We start from the raw sequence: 19590 nt of genomic DNA on the forward strand, positions 1-19590 counted from the left end.
TCAAGTCAAAGCATAAATCAAGAGAAACGCCGATGAGCGCCAGCACCCTTGCCAACTTGCGACATGATTGGTCCTTAGCCGAAGTTCGCGCCTTGTTTGTTCAGCCATTCAATGACCTGCTATTTCAGGCCCAGACTGTTCACCGCGCACATTTCGATGCCAATCGGGTGCAGGTTTCGACGCTGCTTTCGATCAAGACCGGGGCTTGCCCGGAAGATTGCAAATATTGTCCGCAGTCGGGCCATTACAACACCGGCCTGGCCAAAGAGAAGCTGATGCAGGTGCAAGCCGTACTTGAAGAAGCGGCCCGGGCCAAGGCGATCGGAGCTACCCGTTTCTGCATGGGCGCAGCCTGGAAACATCCTTCGGCCAAGGACATGCCCTACGTGCTGGAAATGGTCAAAGGGGTCAAGGCGCTGGGGCTGGAAACCTGCATGACCCTGGGCAAGCTGGATCAGGAGCAAACCAGCGCACTGGCTCACGCCGGGCTCGATTACTACAACCACAACCTCGACACCTCGCCCGAGTTCTACACCAGCATCATCACCACCCGCACTTATAGCGAGCGCCTGCAAACCCTGAGTTACGTGCGCGAAAGCGGGATGAAAATCTGCTCCGGCGGGATTCTGGGCATGGGTGAATCGCTGGATGACCGGGCCAATCTGCTGATCCAGCTGGCTAACTTGCCCGAGCACCCGGAATCGGTGCCGATCAACATGCTGGTGAAAGTGGCCGGTACGCCAATGGAAAACGCGGAAGATATCGACCCGTTTGATTTCATCCGCATGCTGGCGGTGGCGCGGATCATGATGCCGCAGAGCCACGTGCGGCTGTCGGCGGGGCGTGAAGCGATGAATGAGCAGATGCAGGCGCTGGCATTCTTTGCCGGGGCCAACTCGATTTTCTACGGTGACAAATTGCTGACCACGGCCAATCCGCAGGCTGACAAGGACATGCAGTTGTTCAGCCGCCTTGGCATCCTGCCCGAGGCCCGCGAAGACCATGCGGATGAAGTGCATCAGGCGGCCATTGAGCACGCGCTGATGGATCAGAAATCCAGCGAACAGTTCTATAACGCTGCGGTTTAAACCCGAGCCCCACCCTCTGCAGGAGCGAGCTCTTAAACGGCTCGCGAGCTAGCTCGCTCCTGCAGGGGCCGCTCGCTCCTGCAGGTTGTGCGCCATCTGTTTTCGAGGCCAGCATGTCTTTTGATCTGAACGCCCGTCTGGCCGCGCGTCGTGCCGACAATCTATACCGCCAGCGTCCATTGCTTGCGAGCCCGCAAGGGCCGCAGGTGGTGGTCGATGGTCAGCCGTTACTGGCTTTTTGCAGTAACGACTATCTCGGTCTGGCCAATCATCCGCAGGTCATCGAAGCCTGGCAGGCCGGTGCATCGCGCTGGGGAGTGGGCGGCGGGGCATCACATTTGGTGGTCGGCCACAGCACGCCGCACCACGAGCTGGAGGAGGCGCTGGCCGAGTTCACCGGTCGCCCGCGGGCGCTGTTGTTCAGCAATGGTTATATGGCCAATCTGGGCGCAGTTACCGCTTTGGCGGGGCAGGGCGATACGGTGCTCGAAGACCGTCTCAATCATGCTTCGCTGCTGGATGCAGGCTTGTTGAGCGGTGCGCGTTTTAATCGTTATCTGCATAACGACGCACTCAGTCTGGCCGCGCGGCTGGAGAAGGCCAACGGTAATACGCTGGTGGTGACTGATGGCGTGTTCAGCATGGACGGTGATTTGGCCGACCTTCCCGCACTGGCTCGCCAGGCCAGGGCCAAAGGCGCGTGGCTGATGGTCGATGATGCCCACGGTTTCGGTCCTTTAGGGGCCAATGGCGGCGGGATTGTCGAGCACTTCGGCTTGGGTGTGGACGATGTGCCGGTGCTGGTCGGCACCCTGGGCAAGGCATTCGGCACCAGCGGTGCATTTGTGGCCGGCAGTGAAGAGCTGATTGAAAGTCTGATTCAATTCGCCCGGCCCTATATTTACACCACCAGTCAGCCGCCCGCGCTGGCCTGTGCCACGCTGAAAAGTCTCGAGCTGTTGCGCACCGAACATTGGCGCCGTGAACACCTCAACCAATTGATTGGCCAGTTCCGGCGTGGCGCCGAGCAGATTGGCCTGCAGCTGATGGAGAGTTTCACGCCGATCCAGCCGATCATGATTGGCGACAGTGGCCGGGCAATTCGTTTGTCGCAGATGTTGCGGATGCGCGGGCTGATGGTGACGGCCATTCGTCCGCCAACGGTGCCGGCAGGCAGCGCGCGATTGCGCGTGACACTGTCCGCCGCGCACACGCAGGCGCAGGTGCAGCTATTGTTAAATGCACTCGATGACTGTTGGCGCAAGCTGGAGCCCGACCATGCGTGATCGTCTGATTTTACTGCCCGGCTGGGGCCTGGGGGTTTCACCACTGGAGCCCCTGGCTGCAGCGTTGCGGGGCCTGGACGAGCACTTGCGGGTTGAAATCGAGCCGCTGCCGGTGCTGGCGTCGACGACCCTGCAAGACTGGCTCGATGAACTGGATGCCACGCTGCCCGACAACGTCTGGCTGGGTGGCTGGTCGTTGGGCGCGATGCTCGCCACGGAGCTGGCTGCACGCCGGGGTGATCGTTGTTGCGGGCTGGTGACTCTGGCCAGCAACCCGAGTTTCGTCAGCCGTGACGATTGGCCAAGCGGGATGCCGGCCTCGACCTTCGAGCCCTTCCTCAGTGGTTTTCGCGAAGCGCCCAACACCACCCTCAAACGCTTTTGTCTGTTGTGCAGCCAGGGCTCGGCCGAGCCTCGTGCATTGGCCAGCCAGCTGTTGAGTGGCGCACCCAAAGCGCAACCGGACATCCTGCTTGCAGGCCTGGAGTTACTGGGCAAGCTTGATACGCGGCGTGCCTTGCAGGCGTTCAACGGGCCGCAATTGCATTTGTTTGCCGGGCTTGACGGGCTGGTGCCGGTACAGGCGGCAACAGACATGCTGGCGCTGTTACCTGATGTCGAAGTGGGTCTGATTGAACAGGCCTGTCATGCCTTCTTACTGGAAGCTCCCCACGAATTGGCGGCGGCGATCCAGGCTTTTTTACATGAGTCGGGTGATGACTGATCTTGGTTTTGCAACCCCCGCCAATTGCCTGCCGGACAAACGTCAGGTGGCGGTTTCGTTTTCCCGGGCCGCGGCCAGCTACGATAGCGTGGCTGAGCTGCAGCGCGCGGTTGGTCATGAACTGGCCGCCCGTTTGCCGGCCGATCTGAGACCGCAGCGGTGGCTGGATCTGGGCAGCGGCACAGGCTATTTCAGCCGGGTGCTGGGCCAGCGTTTTGTTCACAGCGAAGGCCTGGCGCTGGACATCGCCCAGGGCATGCTGGCGTTCGCCCGGCCCCAGGGCGGAGCGCACCACTTTATTGCCGGGGATGCCGAAAGCCTGCCGCTGCAATCGGGCAGCTGTGATTTGATTTTTTCCAGCCTGGCGCTGCAATGGTGTGCCGATTTCAATGCCGTGCTCAGCGAAGCCCATCGGGTGCTCAGGCCCGGAGGAGTATTTGCCTTTGCCAGTTTGTGCGTGGGTACATTGAGGGAGTTGCGTGACAGCTGGCGGGTGGTCGATGGCCAGGTCCACGTCAATCGCTTCCGTGAGTTCGAAACGTATCAACAGCTGTGTGCCGAAAGCCCCCTGGATGTGCTCGGCTTGCACAATCAGCCGCATGTGCTGCACTACCCGCAAGTACGCCAGTTGACCCATGAGTTGAAAGCCCTGGGGGCCCATAACCTCAACCCCGGCCGCCCTGAAGGGTTGACCGGCAGGGCGCGGCTTCAGGGGTTGGTGGGTGCTTACGAACAGTTTCGTCAGCCTCTTGGATTGCCGGCGACGTATCAGGTGGTCTACGGGATTTTGGAGAAAACGCGATGAGCCCTGCGTACTTCATTACAGGCACCGACACCGACGTTGGCAAAACCACGATTGCAGCAGGTTTGTTGCATGCCGCACGCGAGGCCGGATTGAGCACGGCGGCGGGCAAGCCGGTGGCTTCGGGCTGTGACAACACCCCTCAAGGTTTGCGTAACGCCGACGCGCTGGCGCTGATGGCAGAGTGTTCGATCAAGCTCAGCTATGACGAGGTCAACCCCGTGGCTTTCGAACCGGCTATCGCTCCGCACATTGCTGCGCGCGAAGTCGGTGTGGTGCTGACGGTGAAATCGTTGTTGTTGCCCATGCGCCAGATTTTGGCCCGGCAGGCGGATTTCACCCTGATTGAAGGCGCCGGAGGCTGGCGCGTGCCGCTGTCCGGGCAAGACAGTTTGTCGGATCTGGCCCAGGCACTGGATCTGCCGGTGATTCTGGTGGTGGGCGTGCGCCTGGGGTGCATCAGCCATGCCTTGTTGACGGCCGAGGCGATTGCGCGGGATGGTCTGCAACTGGCCGGTTGGGTGGCCAACATCATTGGGCCGAAGACCTCCCGGCTTGAAGAAAACCTCGCCACCCTGGCTGAGCGCCTTCCGGCGCCCTGCCTGGGCCGGGTACCAAAGCTCAAGAGCGCCTCGGCACAAGCGGTGGCCGAGCATCTGCAGCTGGATTTGCTGGACTAAGCCCTGTTCCCCATGTGACTGCTCCCTTGTAGGCGCTGGCTTGCCAGCGATCCTGGGGGCGGGTGTGCCTGTGCCCAGGCGCTGATGAAATCGCCGGCAAGCCGGCTCCCACCGTTCGAGACAGGCCCCATATAAACGCGTTGCTGATATGCCAAGACGAACGGCGGCATAGCGCTGCTTGACAATAAATGGGCGTAAACGTATGTTTCAAACACCTGTTTGACCGCCATAACAAATCCACGCGGTTGTTCATCCCCGGATTCATCAGCAGAGGTTTATCGCTATGCCTGACTACAAGGCCCCCTTGCGTGATATTCGCTTCGTTCGTGACGAACTGCTCGGTTACGAAGCGCACTATCAGAGCCTGCCGGCTTGCCAGGACGCTACTCCAGATATGGTTGACGCCATTCTTGAAGAAGGCGCCAAGTTTTGTGAGCAAGTGCTAGCACCGCTGAACCGCGTGGGTGATATCGAAGGCTGCACCTGGAGTGAATCCGGGGTTAAAACGCCTACCGGCTTTAAAGAAGCCTACAAACAATTCGTTGAAGGTGGCTGGCCTAGCCTGGCTCACGACGTAGAACACGGCGGCCAGGGCCTGCCGGAGTCTCTGGGTCTGGCAGTCAGTGAAATGGTTGGTGCGGCCAACTGGTCGTGGGGCATGTACCCGGGGCTGTCCCACGGTGCGATGAACACCATCTCCGAGCACGGCACTCCCGAGCAGCAGAACACTTACCTGAGCAAGCTGGTTACCGGCGAGTGGACCGGCACCATGTGCCTGACCGAATCGCACTGCGGTACCGATCTGGGTCTGTTGCGTACCAAGGCCGAACCTCAGGCTGATGGTTCGTACAAAGTTTCGGGGACCAAGATTTTCATCTCGGCCGGCGAACACGACATGGCCGACAACATCGTCCATATCGTTCTGGCCCGCCTGCCGGATGCACCGGCCGGCACCAAAGGTATTTCGCTGTTTATCGTGCCCAAGTTCCACGCTAACGCCGATGGCAGCATCGGTGAGCGCAACGCGGTGTCCTGTGGCTCCCTTGAACACAAAATGGGCATCCACGGTAACGCGACCTGCGTGATGAACTTCGACGGCGCTACAGGTTTCCTGATCGGCCCGCCGAACAAAGGCCTGAACTGCATGTTCACCTTTATGAACACGGCACGTCTGGGCACCGCTTTGCAGGGGCTGTCCCATGCCGAGATCGGTTTCCAGGGTGGTTTGAAGTACGCTCGCGACCGTCTGCAAATGCGTTCGCTGACCGGGCCTAAAGAGCCTGAAAAGGCCGCTGACCCGATCATCGTCCACCCGGACGTACGTCGCATGCTGTTGACCATGAAGGCATTCGCCGAAGGCAACCGTGCGATGGTTTACTTCACCGCCAAGCAAGTCGACATTGTGAAATATGGCGTTGATGTAGACGAGAAAAAGAAAGCCGATGCACTGCTGGCCTTCATGACTCCAATCGCCAAGGCGTTCATGACTGAAGTCGGTTTTGAGTCCGCCAACCACGGTGTACAAATCTACGGCGGCCACGGCTTTATCGCTGAGTGGGGCATGGAGCAGAACGTTCGCGACAGCCGCATTTCGATGCTGTACGAAGGCACCACCGGTATTCAGGCACTCGACCTGCTGGGCCGCAAAGTGCTGATGACTCAAGGCGAGGCGCTTAAAGGCTTCACCAAGATCGTGCACAAGTTCTGCCAGACCAACGAAGGCAACGAAGCCGTTCAGGAATTCGTGACACCGCTGGCTGCACTGAACAAGGAATGGGGCGAGCTGACCATGAAGGTCGGTATGGCAGCCATGAAGGACCGTGAAGAAGTGGGCGCGGCCTCGGTCGACTACCTGATGTATTCCGGCTATGCATGCCTGGCGTATTTCTGGGCCGACATGGCGCGTCTGGCAGCTGAAAAGCTGGCTGCGGGCACGTCCGAAGAAGCGTTCTACAAAGCCAAGTTGCAGACCGCGCGCTTCTACTTCCAGCGCATCTTGCCGCGTACCCGTACGCACGTTGCCACCATGCTGTCGGGTGCAGGCAACCTGATGGACATGAAAGAAGAGGACTTCGACCTGGGCTACTAAGCCCCGGCCAGTCATCTGCAAAAGCCGCTTCTCCTCAGGGGACGCGGCTTTTTTATTTTGTACGTACCCCTTGTTGCAGGGGGCGAGCTTGCCCGCGGGCTTTTATACAAACAGCTCGCGAGCAAGCTCGCTCCTACAGGTCGTGACTTAACTATTCTGCGTGGTCACAGCTTGACTCTATGTATCACTATCGTCGTTAAGTTAGACTGAGCTCCGGTTTCAACTGCCCGTTCGGGCTTGAACGTTTACAGATTACGAGGTTTGCCATGGCTGATTACAAAGCGCCCCTGCGCGATATGCGCTTCGTCCTCAATGAAGTTTTCGAGGTTGCTGCTCTTTGGGCGCAATTGCCTGCATTAGCTGATTCCGTCGATGCTGAAACTGTTGAAGCCATTCTCGAAGAAGCGGGAAAGGTCACCGCCAAAAGCATCGCGCCGTTGAGTCGCAGCGGCGACGAAGAAGGCTGCCACTGGAAGGACACCGTGGTGACGACACCTGCCGGTTTCGTCGACGCCTACAGAACCTACGCTGAGGGCGGCTGGGTCGGCGTGGGCGGCGCCCCGGAGTTCGGCGGCATGGGCATGCCCAAGTCGGTGTCGGCCCAGGTCGAAGAGATGATCAACTCCTCCAGCCTGGCTTTCGGTTTGTACCCGATGCTGACGGCGGGCGCCTGCGTATCGATCAACGCTCACGCCAGCGAAGCATTGAAGGCCACTTACCTGCCGAATATGTACTCGGGCGTGTGGGCGGGCTCCATGTGCCTGACTGAACCCCATGCCGGTACCGATCTGGGGATTATTCGCACCAGGGCCGAGCCCCAGGCAGATGGTTCCTACAAAGTCAGCGGCACCAAGATTTTCATCACCGGTGGTGAGCACGACCTCACGGAAAACATTATCCATCTGGTTCTGGCCAAACTTCCCGATGCGCCCGCCGGTCCTAAAGGCATTTCGCTGTTTCTGGTGCCCAAGTTCATGGTGCATGCCGATGGAAGCCTGGGTGAGCGCAACCCGGTTACCTGTGGTTCCATCGAACACAAAATGGGGATTCAGGCTTCAGCCACCTGCGTGATGAACTTCGACGAAGCCGTCGGTTATCTGGTGGGCGAGCCTAACCGTGGGTTGGCGGCGATGTTCACCATGATGAATTACGAGCGTCTGGGCGTCGGTATTCAGGGCCTGGCTTCGGGCGAGCGTTCGTATCAGAACGCTGTGGAATACGCCCGCGACCGCCTGCAAGGGCGTGCGGCAACCGGCGCTCAGGCCAAGGACAAAGTGGCTGACCCGATCATCGTTCATGCTGATGTGCGCCGCATGCTTTTGACCATGAAAGCCTGCAACGAAGGCGGACGTGCCTTTTCGACCTACGTCGCCAACCAGCTGGATATTGCCAAGTTCAGCGAAGACCCGGCGGCGCGTGAGCGGGCCGATGCCCAGGTGGCTTTGCTGACGCCTGTGGCCAAGGCCTTTTTGACTGATCTGGGGCTGGAAACCACTGTGCATGGCCAGCAAGTGTTTGGCGGGCATGGCTATATTCGGGAATGGGGCCAGGAGCAACTGGTGCGTGATGTACGCATCACGCAAATCTACGAAGGCACCAACGGTATTCAGGCGCTGGATCTGGTCGCCCGCAAAATCGTCGGTAACCGCGGGGCTTACTACCGCTTGTTTGCCGACGAAATTCGTCAGTTCATCGCCGCGCAATCCAGCAGCCTGGACGAATTCACCCAGCCTCTGGCTGCAGCTCTGGACACGCTTGACGAGCTGACGGCCTGGGTGCTGGAGCACTCGCAAAATAATCCGAATGAAATCGGCTCGGCCTCGGTCGAGTATCTGCAGGTTTTTGGCTACACGACCTATGCCTACATGTGGGCATTGATGGCCAAGGCTGCTTTGGGCAAGGAGTCGCAAGAAGCCTTCTATGTCAGCAAACTGGGCACTGCACGCTTCTACTTCGCGCGTCTGCTGCCACGTATTCACTCGTTGAGTGCGTCCGTGAAGGCCGGCAGCGAATCGCTTTACCTGCTGGATGAAGCGCATTTCTAAAGTCTTGTCAGGGCAATGTAAGCATTTGCTTACATTGCGTACTGCCAATCGCCCATATCGCCAGATTGGATCCATGGGTAATCTACTTATCAGGGACGTAGAGCAGGAAGCTCAAAGCAACAACAGGGACACGTAGGATTCTGCCAGGAAGGCGGAGTGAAAAGGATGTCAGGGAAACAGTCTGCAAAACCCCGCCTAGGCGGGGTTTTCTTTTTTGTGCGTCTGGATTTTGATGCGCCTGGCAGTTCCCGACTTATGGCCGCTGGCAAGCCAGCTCCCGACTTATGGCCGCTGGCAAGCCAGCTCCCACAATGAATGAGGCGAAGGGCTACAGTGTCGTGTCTTTGCGATGCGTCACTTCCTCCAGCAACGTGCGCAGTAGTTCAAGAGTCGCCTGCTGGCGCTGTACATCACGGCATACCAACCCTACTTTAAGCGGTACGCGCGGTTCACTGAGCGGCTTCCAGAGCAATGCCTGATTGTCGTGCTCGTGTCGCGAGCGCCCTGGCAATACCGTCGCCAGCCTGGTATGGGGCAAGCTTTCGAGAATCCCGGCCATGGTGTTCAGTTCAGCCTGAACCTGTGGGCGACGGCCCAGGCTTGCGAGCTGGCTCTTCCAGATCTGGCGCACCTGAAATTCTTCCCCCAGCAGCAACATGGGCAGTTCTGCAGCCTGCGTCAGTGACACCTTCTTGAATTCGCGCAACGGATGATCGGCCGGGATTACCAGTTGCAACTCGTCTTCGTACAGCAGTAAGCCGTGTAGCCCGGGCTGACGTGGCGGCAGGTAGCTGATACCGATGTCGAGTGACCCATTGAGCAGGCGCCGTTCGATCTCGATGCCCGTCAGTTCATATATCTGCACCACCAGATGCGGCTGGGCCTGGCGTACTCGCTCAAGCATCTGCGGCACCAGGCTGGTGTGCACGGTTTGCAGTACACCGATGGCAATCGTGCGCAACGCCTGGCCCTGGAAGTTGCTCAGTGCCTCTTTGGCCCGTTGCAAGCCATCGAGCAACGGCAAGGCATGGTTGTACAACGTATGGGCAGCCAGGGTCGGCAGCAGGCGTTTGCTGCTGCGTTCAAAGAGGCTGACGTCGAGGTTGTGCTCCAGGTGGCGTATCTGCTGGGACAGCGCCGGCTGTGAGATGGACAGGCGCTCTGCAGCACGTCCTACATGACCTTCCTCGTAGACCGCGACGAAATAACGCAGTTGCTTAAAATCCATAAGTATTACTTATCGAAAATGCTTAAAAAACGAAATGGCTCAAAGGCCCGACGGCGCCTAGTCTACGCCCATTCCACAAGGGCCGTAGAGCCTGAGAGCCAGAAGATCACTGATTTGCATGAGAGTTTTTGCATAGGTTAGGCAATATAACTTGCCCACAGCACGACCATTCATGCACAAGACACCCGCTTGCAAATCGGATCTGCTTATGATCACAAGGTCAGCGTGCATGAACCTGTTTAACCTGCGTCGTCCCCAGCCCAGCCTCAACCTGATGGCAGCTGAGTCTGCCCCGTCAATTCACGACGGCCGCCAGTCCCGCGCCTGCCTGATGCCCAGCGTCGAGCGTGCCGCTCAAGTCTTTGTGCGGGGCCAGGGCTCATGGCTGTGGGACAGCGAAAGCCGTGCCTATCTGGATTTTACCCAGGGCGGGGCAGTCAACAGTCTGGGCCATAGCCCGGCCGTGTTGATCAAGGCGATGGCTGATCAGGCGCAGTCGCTGATCAATCCGGGGGCGGGTTTTTACAATCGGGGAATGCTGAGCCTGGCCGCGCGTCTGTGCGACAGCACCGGCAGTGACCAGGTGCATTTTCTTAACACCGGAGCCGAGGCCAACGAGGGCGCGATCAAACTGGCGCGCAAGTGGGGGCAACTGCATCGTGGCGGCGCCCATCAAATTATTACCGCAACCCACAGCTGCCACGGTCGCAGCTTTGGCGCGATGTCCGCTTCGGGCAGCAGCAACTTTGAGAACCGCTTTGAGCCGCAATTGCCGGGCTTTATCCACGTACCGTTCAACGATCTGCCAGCGTTGCACGCCGCCGTCGACGCGCAGACCGTGGCCATCATGCTGGAGCCGGTTCAGAGCGATGCCGGCGTGATCCCGGCGACCGGGCATTACCTCAAGGGCGTCGAACGGCTGTGTCGCGAGTTGGGCATCTTGCTGATTCTGGATGAGGTCCAGACCGGGATGGGGCGTTGTGGCACCTTGCTGGCGGAACAGAGCTACGGCGTACGTGCCGACATCGTAACCCTGGGCAAAGGCCTGGGCGGCGGTGTGCCTCTGGCCGCCGTGCTGGCGCGGGGCAAAGCCTGTTGCCTGGAGCCGGGAGAGTTGGGCGGTACTCATCATGGCAACGCATTGATGACGGCTGCCGGCGGTGCGGTGCTTGAGACGCTGCTGGAAAAAGGTTTTCTGCAGCAGGTGCGGGACACCGGTCAGTACATGCGCGAGGGCCTGGCCCGTTTGGCAAATAGTTATGCACAGGGTGAACTGCGTGGCCAGGGCCTGTTCTGGGGGCTGACCTTGTCGGATGACTCGGCGCAGGCCGTGGTAAAGGCGGCCTTGTACGAAGGTTTGCTGATCAGCGCGCCTCAGGCGGACTGTCTGCGCTTCACCCCTGCGCTGTGCGTCAGCAAAGGCAACATCGATGAAATGCTGCTGCGTCTGGCCCGGGCGTTTGCACGGGTACGAACGGCGCAGTTGCAGTGCCGCAGAATTTAGAGTCATACCGGATTTAAAGAACCGTCTCGCGGTGTACCGCGCGCCCTGTGCCTGTTTTGTTCGGCACGGGGCGTTTTTTTGTCCAGGATAAGTACCGACTGAACCTTTTAATCGCGTGCGCAGTCGATTAGCTGTAGGGCTCGATTGGGCCCGCTATCAATTGGGAGCTGAACTCATGGACCTTATTAAAATCATTTTTGCGATCTTGCTCCCTCCACTTGGCGTGTTTATGCAGGTGGGATTTGCCGGCGCATTCTGGCTGAATATTCTGCTGACCTTGTGCGGTTACATCCCGGGGATCGTTCACGCGGTATGGATCATCGCCAAGCGCTAATGGAACTGTAGGAGCGAGCTTCAAGATCAACAGCTCGCGAGCAAGCTCGCTCCTACAGGTGGTGCGCAGTCCAAGGGTTATCTGGCCAGCAACTCGCTATAAAACAACCATTCCTGTTCCAGTGCATGTTCCTGATTTTTGGCCTTGCGAAATCCGTGGTGCTCATCGGGGTAGTAGTACGCCCGAGCCGGGATGTCGTTATCTTGCAGCGCCTTGAGCATGTCGCGGGTTTGTTGCGGAACGACCACGGCGTCCAACTCTCCCTGAAAGAAAATCACCGGCACGCGGATCTGGCTGGCATGCAGTAACGGGGTGCGCGCCGCATAACGCTCGGCATCCTGTTGCGGGTCGCCGATCAGCCAGTCCAGGTAGTCGCCTTCAAACTTGTGGGTGGCACGCGCCAGGGCGATCGGATCGCTGACCCCATACAGGCTGGCTCCCGCACGAAAGACATCGTGAAATGCCAGCGCACACAAGGTGGTATAGCCGCCTGCACTGCCACCACGGATAAATGCGTTTTCGCCATCGATCAAACCCTGGGCCGCCAAGTAGCTGACCACAGCGCAGGCGTCTTCAACATCCACCTCCCCCCATTTCAGATGCAGGGCCTGACGATAGTCGCGACCGTAGCCAGTGCTACCCCGATAGTTGAGGTCGGCAACGGCAAAACCGCGCTGCGTCCAGTATTGAATGCGCGGGTCGAGCATCGGGTAGCAGGCCGATGTCGGGCCACCGTGAACAAACACCACCAATGGCGGTTTGGTTTCGCCGTGCATCGCCGGGTAGAAAAAGCCATGGGCTTCGCCGCCACCGGAGGGGTAGCGCAGGGTATGTGGGCGGCTGATCTGCTCGGGGGGAAGCGGTGCAATGCCCCCGGCCAGAACGCTGACCTGTTTGTCGCGGCGGCGGATGGCAATCACGGCCGAGGGGCTGACCGGTGATGCGGCAATGCAATAGATGAACTCATCATCCAGTGCCAGACAGCGAAAGCGGCTGTAATCCCCGGTGTAATCTTCAAGATGGCCGTCAGGCGTATGGATGCCCAAGCGTGCGAAACCGCCCACGGTCCAGCTGGCCAGATAGGCCTTCTCTCCCAGTGGGAGCCAGGTGCTGGTGCCCAGTTGCCAGGGTGCTGGGGCGTGATCGGCATCAGCACTCGGGGCAGGTATCAGGCCATCGGCAAATTGTGCCCACGGCTGCCAGAAGCCGGCACGATCGGTGAGGCAATACAGGCGGTTGTGTTCGTCGAAGCGCGGTTGTTGCAGTGATTCTTCGCTGAGGTCGCCGGCGATGCAGCGCGGGGTATTCCAGCGGCCATCGACGTTGCCTTCAGCCAGCATCAAACGGGTCGACGTCCACGGCTGATGCGGCCGGCTCCATTCGATCCAGGCCAGACGCTGACCGTCAGGGCTGAGGGTGGGGGCGGCGTAGAAGTCGGCGCCTTCAGCCAATATCCGGCGCTCAAGGGTGTCGAGGCTGATGCTGACCAGTCGGTGCCGGTCGGCATTTTCTTCGACGGCGAGTACCTGCCCGTCGGTGTATTGCGCATCGCCATAGCGACAAGTGCCCCGGGTCAGTGCTTGTGGAGCCTTGCCGTCCAGGGTTTGCAGATACAGTTGCTGGTCGGATTCGTTGACGAACACCACACCGCTATCGCTCAGGCAGAACGCCCCACCGCCATACTCGTATACCCGGCTGCGCACACTGAATCCGTCGGGTGTCAGACAACGTGCCTGGCCATCGCGCCAGTGCCAGATGCGACAGGCGGCGTCAGCAGGGCGGTATTCATTCCAGAACAGCCCGGCCGGACCGACCCGCAACTCTGCGAAATCGACTCCGGCGGCTACGGCGAGTGCGGCGCTGAAGGGTTCAGCCTTTTGCGATGAGACGTGAGTTTCGATCATTTCGGAACGTCAGTTGTTCGATGGTCTGGGTGGCGTGCTCGGCTTCTTCGCGCGCCTTGAGAATCAAGTCGTGTTGCGGCGATTTGCTGCAAACCGGGTCCGCATTGCTGGCATCGCCGGTGAGCATGAAGGCCTGGCAACGACAACCGCCAAAGTCCTTCTCTTTCTCGTCACACGAGCGGCAAGGCTCGGGCATCCAGTCATAGCCTCGAAAACGATTGAAGCCGAACGAGTCGTACCAGATGTGTTGCATGCTGTGGTCGCGCACGTTGGGGAACTCGACCGGCATCTGACGCGCACCATGACACGGCAAGGCAGTGCCGTCAGGTGTCACGGTCAAAAAGATGCTGCCCCAGCCGTTCATGCAGGCTTTCGGGCGTTCTTCGTAATAGTCCGGGGTGACGAAAATCAGCTTGCAGGGGTGGCCTTCGGCTGCCAGTTTGGCCCGGTATTCGTTGGTGATGCGCTCAGCCCGCACCAGCTGTTCTTTGGTTGGCAACAGCCCGACCCGATTGAGCTGGGCCCAGCCGTAGAACTGGCAGGTGGCAAGCTCGACGAAGTCGGCCTCAAGGGCTATGCACAGCTCGATAATGCGATCGATCTTGTCGATGTTGTGCCGATGGGTCACGAAGTTCAGCACCATCGGGTAGCCGTGGGCCTTCACCGCGCGGGCCATTTCGAGTTTCTGCGCGAAGGCTTTTTTCGAGCCCGCCAGCAGGTTGTTCACCTGTTCGTCGCTGGCCTGAAAGCTGATCTGGATGTGGTCCAGGCCGGCCTTTTTGAAGTCGCTGATTTTCTGCTCGGTGAGCCCGATACCTGAGGTGATCAGGTTGGTGTAGAAGCCCAGCTTGCGCGCCTCGGCGATCAGCTCGGCCAGATCCTGACGCACCAGCGGCTCGCCCCCGGAAAAGCCCAGCTGCGCGGCGCCCATTTCCCGTGCTTCGCGAAACACCTTGAACCATTGCTCGGTGCTCAGCTCCTTGCCCTGTTGGGCGAAGTCCAGCGGGTTGGAGCAATAGGGGCATTGCAGCGGGCAGCGGTAGGTCAATTCGGCCAACAGCCAGAGCGGCAGGCCGGTTTCCGGTTTGGGCGGAATACGGCTGTCAGGCAAGTTCGATCCAGTGCTCTGCACGAGCGACCTCCATAAATTGCTCGATGTCTGCGCCGAGCTCGGGTACGCCGGGGAACTGTTGGTCCAGTTCGCCGATAATGGCGGCTACGTCACGCTGGCCATCTATCAGGCCACCGATCAATGCCGCGCTGTCGTTGAGTTTGATCATGCCTTCGGGATACAGCAGCACATGGCCTTTTTGCGCCGGTTCGTACTGAAAACGATAGCCCTGGCGCCAGGTCGGGATTTTGCTGCGATCGAAGCTCATAGGGTGATTCCTTTGTGCCAGACCCGTTGGTCGGTCACGCTGTGGTAAGGCGGGCGGTCCAGCTCGTAGGCCATGGTCATGGCATCGAGCATGCTCCAGAGAATGTCCAGTTTGAACTGCAGAATCTCCAGCATGCGCTGCTGGCCTTCGTAAGTGGTGTAGTGCTGCAGGGTAATCGCCAGCCCGTGCTCTACATCGCGCCGGGCCTGACCCAGGCGGGTGCGGAAGTACTCGTAGCCGGCCGGATCGATCCACGGGTAATGCTGCGGCCAGCTGTCGAGGCGCGACTGGTGGATTTGCGGGGCAAACATTTCGGTCAGTGAGCTGCTGGCGGCTTCTTCCCAGCTGGCGCGGCGGGCGAAGTTGACGTAGGCATCCACGGCAAAACGTACACCGGGCAGGACCAGTTCCTGGGAGCGCAGTTGCTCCGGATCCAGCCCGACGGCCTGGCCAAGCCGCAGCCAGGCTTCGATGCCGCCGTCTTCGCCCGGTGCGCCGTCGTGGTCGAGCATGCGCTGAATCCACTCGCGCCGCACTTCACGGTCGGGGCAGTTGGCCAGAATCGCGGCGTCCTTGAGCGGGATGTTCACTTGATAGTAAAAGCGGTTGGCGACCCAGCCCTGAATCTGCTCGCGGGTCGCACGGCCTTCGTACATCGCCACCTGATAGGGGTGATAGATGTGGTAGTACGCGCCCTTGGCCCGCAGGGCGGCTTCGAATTCGGTGGTGCTGAGAGGGGCGTGGGTCATGGTGCCTCCAGAAAATAATGTCTCCGTAGGAGCGAGCTTGCTCGCGAGCAAGCTCACGCCTACAGATTTAGAGCTCGATACTCATGCCGTCAAAGGCCACTTCAACCCCCCGGCGGGCCAGTTCGGCGCGCTCGGCGGAGTCTTCGTCGAGGATCGGGTTGGTGTTGTTAATGTGGATCAGAACTTTGCGTTGGCCGGGCAACTGCTCAAGCACTTCGAGCATGCCACCGGCGCCGTTCTGGGCCAGATGACCCATTTCGCGCCCGGTGCGAGTTCCGACTCCGCGGCGTTGCATTTCGTCGTCATCCCACAGGGTGCCGTCCACCAATAGGCAGTCGCTGCCGGCCATGATCTCCAGCAATGGCCCGTCGACCTTGCCCAGCCCCGGCGCGTAGAACAGTTTGCCGCCGGTGCGCAGGTCTTCGACGATCAGGCCGATGTTGTCGCCGGGGTGCGGGTCGAAACGGTGCGGTGAATAGGGCGGTGCAGCACTGCGCAGGGGGAGCGGGCTGAAGCGCAGGTTCGGGCAGGCCGGGATGGTGAACGAGCCTTCAAGCTCGATACGGTGCCAGTTCAGGCCGCCGTTCCAGTGCTTGAGCATGGTAAACAGCGGGAAGCCGGTGCTGAGGTCTTCATGAACCATGTCGGTGCACCACACATCGTGCGGGCAGCCTTCGCGCAGACTCAGCAGGCCGGTGGTGTGATCAATCTGGCTGTCCATCAGAATGATGGCGCTGATCCCTGTGTCGCGCAGGGCTCGACCCGGTTGCATGGGGGCAAAACTTTGCAGTTGTGCGCGGATGTCGGGCGAGGTGTTGCAAAGCACCCAGTTAACGCCGTCATCGGAGATTGCAATCGAGGATTGGGTTCGGGCTTTGGCGTTCAGCGTGCCATCGCGAAACCCCGCGCAGTTGACGCAGTTACAGTTCCACTGCGGGAAACCGCCGCCAGCGGCGGAACCTAGAATCTGGACAAACATGGCATGCTCTCTGGCAAATCTGAAAATAAAAACGCCCCGGCGAACCGAGGCGTTGAGTTGCTCTGCTCAGCTCTGTTGTGTACAGAGGCAGTGCAGATCAACGGCTAGCGAAGTACATGGTGACTTCAAAGCCAATACGCAGGTCGGTGTAAGCGGGTTTAGTCCAAGCCATGAGGTAACTCCTTCAGCGGTGGTGGGTGGGATCTCTAACTTAGTACAACTCCCGAAGGCGTTGTGCAAATGCTTAGGTGGCTATCTTACTCAATTAGACAGTTGTTGAACGCCCAATGTCGGAAAAAGCTCGTTGCACGTACGGTAACGATCAGCTTCTCCCTCGATAAAACGTTTCAGTCGCGGCGTGTGTTGCAAGGCACACACGAGCGCTATCAGCCTGATTGATTTGCTGTGCAGCCTTGAGTGTAGTGTCTTGCTCAAGCGCTATAAGCGCGGCGTAGAGGCCTGTGAGGTAATCCGACGGGTGACCTGCCAGTCTGGCCTGCCATAACAGCTCAGCGGCCTGCGACACGCCCAGTGACTCACTCGAGAATTGTCGTGCCAAAGTATCGCGTGCTTGTGTGAAAGAAGTTTCATCCAGCGCGCTGACTAATTTCGGCAAATCGTCGAGAAAACTCTGGATGTGGCCGTGGATTTCAGCGGTCGAGGCGTGAGGCGATTGAACGCCAAACAGCAGGCCGGTTTGCCCATTGATTTGGCGCAGGCCACTGAACACGGCGTAGCCCAATTGCAGCTCGACCCGTAGCCGCTGATAGAACGGGGTTTGCGCGATATGGGCAAGCATGCGCCAGGCGGCTTCGTCAGCGAGATTGCCCATTGGAGCAGGGCAAAACAACAGCAGGGCCTGCTCGCTGGAATCGCAGGGCTCGGTATGCCAGAGGTGCCGGCTCGCAGGTTCGAGCGATTGCGTGAGCCGGGCATCCGGGGTGCCGGGGACTTTGGCCAATACGGGCGTAATCAGGGACTGCGTGGCGGCTGGCAAGCCGACGGCCAGCCCGTCCCACTGTGCTGTGGCCCAGCACTGCTCCAGGTCCCCGACCGCGTATTCGCTGCGAGTCTGGCAGACCTCGGGGAGGCGCTTGAGCAATTGGCGAATGGGCATCAAGGAAGGGGCGCGTGGGGGGCTACTCAATGGCACGGTCGGCGGCGTGCCCAGTACGCGCAGGGCGTGTTCGAGGATGGCTGGCATGGGCATATGAAAGCCGTGCAATTTCAGCAGCCAGTCATTGGCGCAAGCGCTGAAGGACAGTTCAACTCCGGCCTGGCGGGCATCCTGTTGCAGCGAGCGCAGGCCTGTTTCCAAGAGTGGCAGCACGCCTTCTGCGGGGATTGCCCGCAGACGCCAGCGCAGGTAAATCGCAGCTTCGCCGTTATGGGCAGGAACCGCCGTGCTGAAGCTCATCGCAGACAGATCGCGGCGACTGCGCAAGCGATCCTGAGCGAAGGTGCGCAAGCCCCGGTGAGCGCTGGTTTGTCCACGAATCAGGCCGGCACTGACCGGCTCTTTAGGTGCAAGGAGAAATGGATTGGGTGTTGGCAGTTGCCAGGCGTGCAGGCGGGTGAAGATGGTCCCGGGCTGCATCTGTGCCAGCATGGCTTTAAGGGCCGCCACGGCTTGATCCGACAACTGCACCTCGCGCTGCTCGCAGTCCAGGCGGGCCAGTTCCATTGCGCCACAGACGTCCATCTGACGCTGTTGCAGTAAATGAAACTCTTCGCGCAGAGCCGGCCAGTCTTGCTGGGCGCTGAAGAACGCCAGCCAGTCGTAGAACATCTCGTTTATCTGTGTGGCGTCTTGAGTGATTTCGGCCGCTGCGCTGAACTCAATTTGCAGCAGTGCCTGACCCTTGAACTGATACAGCACAGCAGCTTTCAGGCCAGTGATCAGTTGCTGCTGGCGTAGCTGTGCCATCAGGCCGCCGGGTTTATCGGCATTGATCCAGTGGCACAGGAAGTCCAGAGCCTGGCTAGAGGCGGGCGGCAGATGCTCGAACGCGAACATCAGGTTCAAGTGCTGGCCGTCGATATGTTGGTAGCCCTGCCTGGCGTCAGCCATCAATGCCGGGGGCGCGACTTGTGCGACGGTTTCTGCGCAGCGCAGTTCGGCGCTGCAGTGTTCTGCCAGTGCGGTCAGTTGGTCTAAGGACTGCGGGCCCGTCAGGCTCAGACTCATTTGCCCGGTTTGATAGAACTGTTGGTAAAAGTCCTGCAGCGCCTGCTGAAAACTCGGGCGAGGGATTGGCAGGCTGTAGCGGTTGCCGGCATGAAAAGCCCTGAGCGGATGTGCCGGGTTCAGGTGCTGCAACAGTTTCAGTTGGCGTTGTGTGGAGGGTTCGCGAGCCCAGGCGATAAATTCGGCATGCAGTACTTCGCGTTCGCGTAGCTGGTCATCCAGAGTCATGGATGAATGCGCGAGCATGTCGCATAAACGCTCAACGCCACCGGCAAAGGCCTCGGGTGTCAGCTCAAAAAAGAAGTCGGTATGACGCTCACTGGTTCTGGCATTCACTTGACCTGCGTGGCGTTGCACGTAGGCCATGAGGTTGTCTTGTGCCGGGAAACGCTCGGTGCCGAGGAACAGCAAGTGCTCCAGGAAGTGCGCGAGGCCAGGCCAGGCGGCGGGGACATCGTGACTGCCTGCGGCTACGCGCAATACGGCCGCGCAGCGCTTGAGGCGCGGCTCATGGCGCACAGAAAGCGTCAGCCCGTTGTTCAGGGTCGAGCGTTGGGTGTGGGGGTGGTTCAGCGCAGGCATGGGCACTTCCGGAACAGAGAAGCGCTCAT

General features: G+C 59.7%; 17 protein-coding genes. 9 read left to right on the forward strand and 8 right to left on the reverse strand.

Annotated elements, in window-relative coordinates; translation table 11 throughout:
* Nucleotides 1-32: 32 nt before the first annotated feature.
* From bioB to ACP7BO_RS17170, 7 genes are all read left to right on the forward strand, one after another.
* Nucleotides 33-1088, forward strand: a complete 1056-nt coding sequence (gene bioB, locus ACP7BO_RS17140; protein ID WP_060696688.1) for a biotin synthase BioB — start codon at nt 33-35, stop codon at nt 1086-1088.
* A 113-nt stretch (nt 1089-1201) separates the two neighbouring features.
* Nucleotides 1202-2374, forward strand: coding sequence for an 8-amino-7-oxononanoate synthase (gene bioF, locus ACP7BO_RS17145; protein ID WP_426211631.1), 1173 nt, complete (start codon nt 1202-1204; stop codon nt 2372-2374).
* The gene (locus ACP7BO_RS17150; protein WP_397455569.1) at nt 2367-3098 is read left to right on the forward strand and encodes an alpha/beta fold hydrolase; all 732 of its coding nucleotides are present in this window, start codon (nt 2367-2369) and stop codon (nt 3096-3098) included. Before bioF ends, ACP7BO_RS17150 begins: the two co-directional genes overlap by 8 nt.
* On the forward strand, nt 3091-3903 hold the full coding sequence (gene bioC / locus ACP7BO_RS17155) for a malonyl-ACP O-methyltransferase BioC (RefSeq protein ID WP_397455570.1): 813 nt from the start codon (nt 3091-3093) through the stop codon (nt 3901-3903). The genes ACP7BO_RS17150 and bioC overlap by 8 nt, the downstream gene beginning before the upstream one ends.
* Entirely contained in the window at nt 3900-4580 is a 681-nt protein-coding gene (bioD, locus tag ACP7BO_RS17160) for a dethiobiotin synthase (RefSeq protein ID WP_397455571.1), read from the forward strand. Before bioC ends, bioD begins: the two co-directional genes overlap by 4 nt.
* A gap of 283 nt (nt 4581-4863) precedes the next feature.
* On the forward strand, nt 4864-6669 hold the full coding sequence (locus tag ACP7BO_RS17165; RefSeq protein ID WP_426211634.1) for a phenylacyl-CoA dehydrogenase: 1806 nt from the start codon (nt 4864-4866) through the stop codon (nt 6667-6669).
* Between the two features lie 266 nt (nt 6670-6935).
* Nucleotides 6936-8714: an acyl-CoA dehydrogenase C-terminal domain-containing protein gene (locus tag ACP7BO_RS17170; RefSeq protein WP_426211636.1), complete on the forward strand. Its 1779-nt coding sequence runs from the start codon at nt 6936-6938 to the stop codon at nt 8712-8714.
* A 328-nt stretch (nt 8715-9042) separates the two neighbouring features.
* Here ACP7BO_RS17170 and ACP7BO_RS17175 read toward each other — a convergent pair whose 3' ends face one another.
* On the reverse strand, nt 9043-9942 hold the full coding sequence (locus tag ACP7BO_RS17175; protein ID WP_426211638.1) for a LysR family transcriptional regulator: 900 nt from the start codon (nt 9940-9942) through the stop codon (nt 9043-9045).
* A 229-nt stretch (nt 9943-10171) separates the two neighbouring features.
* Here ACP7BO_RS17175 and ACP7BO_RS17180 point away from each other — a divergent pair, with 229 nt between their 5' ends.
* Nucleotides 10172-11446 (forward strand): aspartate aminotransferase family protein, encoded by a 1275-nt coding sequence (locus tag ACP7BO_RS17180; protein WP_426211640.1) that lies wholly within the window; start codon nt 10172-10174, stop codon nt 11444-11446.
* 175 nt (nt 11447-11621) lie between these two features.
* Nucleotides 11622-11780 carry a YqaE/Pmp3 family membrane protein gene (locus ACP7BO_RS17185; protein ID WP_004419451.1) on the forward strand — a complete coding sequence of 53 codons (159 nt, stop codon included), beginning with the start codon at nt 11622-11624 and terminating at the stop codon, nt 11778-11780.
* Nucleotides 11781-11857: 77 nt separating this feature from the next.
* Here the strand turns inward: ACP7BO_RS17185 and ACP7BO_RS17190 are convergent, their stop codons facing one another.
* From ACP7BO_RS17190 to pqqF, 7 genes are all read right to left on the reverse strand, one after another.
* Nucleotides 11858-13684, reverse strand: coding sequence for a S9 family peptidase (locus ACP7BO_RS17190; protein ID WP_426211642.1), 1827 nt, complete (start codon nt 13682-13684; stop codon nt 11858-11860).
* A complete protein-coding gene (pqqE, locus tag ACP7BO_RS17195; RefSeq protein WP_426211733.1) occupies nt 13650-14795 on the reverse strand; it encodes a pyrroloquinoline quinone biosynthesis protein PqqE in 1146 nt (381 codons plus the stop codon). Before pqqE ends, ACP7BO_RS17190 begins: the two co-directional genes overlap by 35 nt.
* A complete protein-coding gene (gene pqqD / locus ACP7BO_RS17200) occupies nt 14788-15063 on the reverse strand; it encodes a pyrroloquinoline quinone biosynthesis peptide chaperone PqqD (RefSeq protein ID WP_004419445.1) in 276 nt (91 codons plus the stop codon). The genes pqqE and pqqD overlap by 8 nt, the downstream gene beginning before the upstream one ends.
* Nucleotides 15060-15812: a pyrroloquinoline-quinone synthase PqqC gene (gene pqqC / locus ACP7BO_RS17205; RefSeq protein ID WP_397455576.1), complete on the reverse strand. Its 753-nt coding sequence runs from the start codon at nt 15810-15812 to the stop codon at nt 15060-15062. The genes pqqD and pqqC overlap by 4 nt, the downstream gene beginning before the upstream one ends.
* Nucleotides 15813-15879: 67 nt before the next feature.
* On the reverse strand, nt 15880-16791 hold the full coding sequence (pqqB, locus tag ACP7BO_RS17210) for a pyrroloquinoline quinone biosynthesis protein PqqB (RefSeq protein ID WP_426211644.1): 912 nt from the start codon (nt 16789-16791) through the stop codon (nt 15880-15882).
* A 97-nt stretch (nt 16792-16888) separates the two neighbouring features.
* Nucleotides 16889-16963 (reverse strand): pyrroloquinoline quinone precursor peptide PqqA, encoded by a 75-nt coding sequence (pqqA, locus tag ACP7BO_RS17215; RefSeq protein ID WP_003444522.1) that lies wholly within the window; start codon nt 16961-16963, stop codon nt 16889-16891.
* 150 nt (nt 16964-17113) lie between these two features.
* Nucleotides 17114-19561, reverse strand: a complete 2448-nt coding sequence (pqqF, locus tag ACP7BO_RS17220) for a pyrroloquinoline quinone biosynthesis protein PqqF (protein WP_426211647.1) — start codon at nt 19559-19561, stop codon at nt 17114-17116.
* Between the last annotated feature and the right edge of the window lie 29 nt (nt 19562-19590).

The sequence above is a fragment of the Pseudomonas sp. TWR2-1-1 genome (genome assembly GCF_049897045.1).
Classification (GTDB): Bacteria; Pseudomonadota; Gammaproteobacteria; order Pseudomonadales; family Pseudomonadaceae; genus Aquipseudomonas; species Aquipseudomonas versuta.

Excerpts from the sequence above, each read along its gene's own strand:
- bioB (WP_060696688.1), top strand. The coding sequence starts at position 33 with ATGAGCGCCAGCACCCTTGCCAACTTGCGACATGATTGGTCCTTAGCC.
- bioF (WP_426211631.1), top strand. The coding sequence starts at position 1,202 with ATGTCTTTTGATCTGAACGCCCGTCTGGCCGCGCGTCGTGCCGACAAT.
- ACP7BO_RS17150 (WP_397455569.1), top strand. The coding sequence starts at position 2,367 with ATGCGTGATCGTCTGATTTTACTGCCCGGCTGGGGCCTGGGGGTTTCA.
- bioC (WP_397455570.1), top strand. The coding sequence starts at position 3,091 with ATGACTGATCTTGGTTTTGCAACCCCCGCCAATTGCCTGCCGGACAAA.
- bioD (WP_397455571.1), top strand. The coding sequence starts at position 3,900 with ATGAGCCCTGCGTACTTCATTACAGGCACCGACACCGACGTTGGCAAA.
- ACP7BO_RS17165 (WP_426211634.1), top strand. The coding sequence starts at position 4,864 with ATGCCTGACTACAAGGCCCCCTTGCGTGATATTCGCTTCGTTCGTGAC.
- ACP7BO_RS17170 (WP_426211636.1), top strand. The coding sequence starts at position 6,936 with ATGGCTGATTACAAAGCGCCCCTGCGCGATATGCGCTTCGTCCTCAAT.
- ACP7BO_RS17175 (WP_426211638.1), bottom strand. The coding sequence starts at position 9,942 with ATGGATTTTAAGCAACTGCGTTATTTCGTCGCGGTCTACGAGGAAGGT.
- ACP7BO_RS17180 (WP_426211640.1), top strand. The coding sequence starts at position 10,172 with ATGAACCTGTTTAACCTGCGTCGTCCCCAGCCCAGCCTCAACCTGATG.
- ACP7BO_RS17185 (WP_004419451.1), top strand. The coding sequence starts at position 11,622 with ATGGACCTTATTAAAATCATTTTTGCGATCTTGCTCCCTCCACTTGGC.
- ACP7BO_RS17190 (WP_426211642.1), bottom strand. The coding sequence starts at position 13,684 with ATGATCGAAACTCACGTCTCATCGCAAAAGGCTGAACCCTTCAGCGCC.
- pqqD (WP_004419445.1), bottom strand. The coding sequence starts at position 15,063 with ATGAGCTTCGATCGCAGCAAAATCCCGACCTGGCGCCAGGGCTATCGT.
- pqqC (WP_397455576.1), bottom strand. The coding sequence starts at position 15,812 with ATGACCCACGCCCCTCTCAGCACCACCGAATTCGAAGCCGCCCTGCGG.
- pqqB (WP_426211644.1), bottom strand. The coding sequence starts at position 16,791 with ATGTTTGTCCAGATTCTAGGTTCCGCCGCTGGCGGCGGTTTCCCGCAG.
- pqqF (WP_426211647.1), bottom strand. The coding sequence starts at position 19,561 with ATGCCTGCGCTGAACCACCCCCACACCCAACGCTCGACCCTGAACAAC.